The 1,706-nt window shown below is 71.2% G+C and carries 2 protein-coding genes; both read left to right on the top strand.

Features of this window, described 5'->3' with window-relative positions:
• Nucleotides 1-232 precede the first annotated feature (232 nt).
• Nucleotides 233-1,219 (top strand): Bug family tripartite tricarboxylate transporter substrate binding protein, encoded by a 987-nt coding sequence (locus ACTUAL_RS03315; RefSeq protein WP_096494761.1) that lies wholly within the window; start codon nt 233-235, stop codon nt 1,217-1,219.
• Nucleotides 1,216-1,706, top strand: a 491-nt coding sequence (locus ACTUAL_RS03310) for a tripartite tricarboxylate transporter TctB family protein (RefSeq protein WP_096494759.1), incomplete at its 3' end; no start/stop codon positions are given. The genes ACTUAL_RS03315 and ACTUAL_RS03310, both read left to right, overlap by 4 nt.

Genomic DNA, 1,706 nt, shown 5'->3' with positions numbered 1-1,706 from the left:
CGCGCAGGTGGTGAGCAGCACGATGCCCACCTGCAGCACGAGCAGGGAGACACCCAGGGGGACCGAACGGCGGCGCATGTTGGGCATTCTGAACCAAGGGGTGTGATCGACGCCACGACCTAAACGAACAATACGGCCCTTACGACCAATGTCTTACCGACCTGCTCCCGTCCCCCTACGTTCCCCGGAACCGGAGCACCGTCGCTCCGGGGAGCAACAGCGGAGGCGCGACATGTCGAGAAAGCACACCCGCATCGCCGCGGCGGTCATCGCCGCGGGCGTGGCGCTGGCGGGCTGCGGCGCTGGCGGCGGCGGTGGGGGCGGCAAGGCCGCCGGGTCCGTGAACCGCCTGGAGATCATGGCCCCCGCCGACCCCGGCGGCGGCTGGGACCAGACCGCGCGGTCCATGCAGGCCAGCATCACCGGCGCGGACCTGGTCAAGACCGTGCAGGTCAGCAACGTGGGCGGCGCGGGCGGCACGGTCGGGCTCAAGAAGCTCGCCAACGAGAGGTCCGAGACGTTCCTGATGGTCACCGGCCTGGTCATGGTCGGCGCGGTCGAGACCAACGGCTCCGACGTGCGCATGGAGGACACCACCCCGATCGCCCGCCTCACCGCCGAGGACGAGGTCGTGGTCGTGCCCGCCGACTCGCCGTTCAAGACCGTGGCCGACCTGCTCGCCGCGGTGAAGGAGAAGGGCACCGGCGTCCGCTTCACCGGCGGTTCGGCGGGCGGCACCGACCACATCCTCGCCGCCATGCTGATCAAGTCCGCCGGGCTCACCCCGGACAAGCTCAACTACGTCCCCTACTCCGGCGGCGGCGAGTCCCTGGCCGCGCTGCTGGGCAACCAGGTCGACGTCGGCATCTCCGGCGTCGGCGAGTACCGGGAGCAGGTCAAGGCGGGCAAGCTGCGCGCGCTGGCCACCTCCGGCTCCAAGGTCCACGAGGACCTGAAGGCGCCCACGCTCGCCGAGCAGGGCGTCGAGCTGATCAACTGGCGCGGCGTCGTGGCGCCCAAGGACCTCGCGCCCGAGGCCAAGGACAAGCTGGTCAAGCTGGTCACCGACATGCGCGCCAGCCAGCAGTGGAAGGACGAGGTCGCCAAGAAGGGCTGGACCGACACGTTCCTGAGCGGCACCGAGTTCGAGGTCTTCCTCAAGGAGGAGATCAGCCGGGTGCAGCCGATCCTCACCGAGCTCGGCCTGGTGAAGAAGTGATCTCCGCCCGCATCGAGGAGTACGTCTTCGGCGCCCTGGTCGCGGCGCTCGGCGTGTTCACCCTCGTCGACGCGACCACGATCGCCGCGCGCGGCGTCGCAGGCTCGGTCGGGCCAAGGGCGTTCCCCTACGCGGTGGGCGCGCTGCTCATCGCCACCGGGATCGCCGCGGTGGTCGCCACCGCGCGCGGCAAGCTCGGCGAGGCCGAGGACGGCGAGGACGTGGACGCCGGGGTGCGCACCGACTGGCTGACCGTGGTCAAGCTGGTCGCCATCCTGGTGGCCCACCTGGTGCTGATCGAGCCGGCCGGGTGGCCGGTCGCGGCGGCGCTGCTGTTCGCCGGGGCGGCGTGGACGCTCGGCGCCACCTGGTGGAAGGCGCTGGGGCTGGCCGTGGTGCTGGCGCTGGTCGTGCAGGTCGTGTTCGCCTCCGGTCTGGGCCTGTCGCTGCCCGCCGGGATCCTGGAGGGGGTGCCGTTCATCGATGG

Source organism: Actinosynnema sp., from assembly GCF_052038725.1.
Note: the sequence above shows the minus strand (reverse complement) of the source record. Positions and strands in the feature narration are given on the sequence as shown.

Excerpts from the sequence above, each read along its gene's own strand:
- ACTUAL_RS03315 (WP_096494761.1), top strand. The coding sequence starts at position 233 with ATGTCGAGAAAGCACACCCGCATCGCCGCGGCGGTCATCGCCGCGGGC.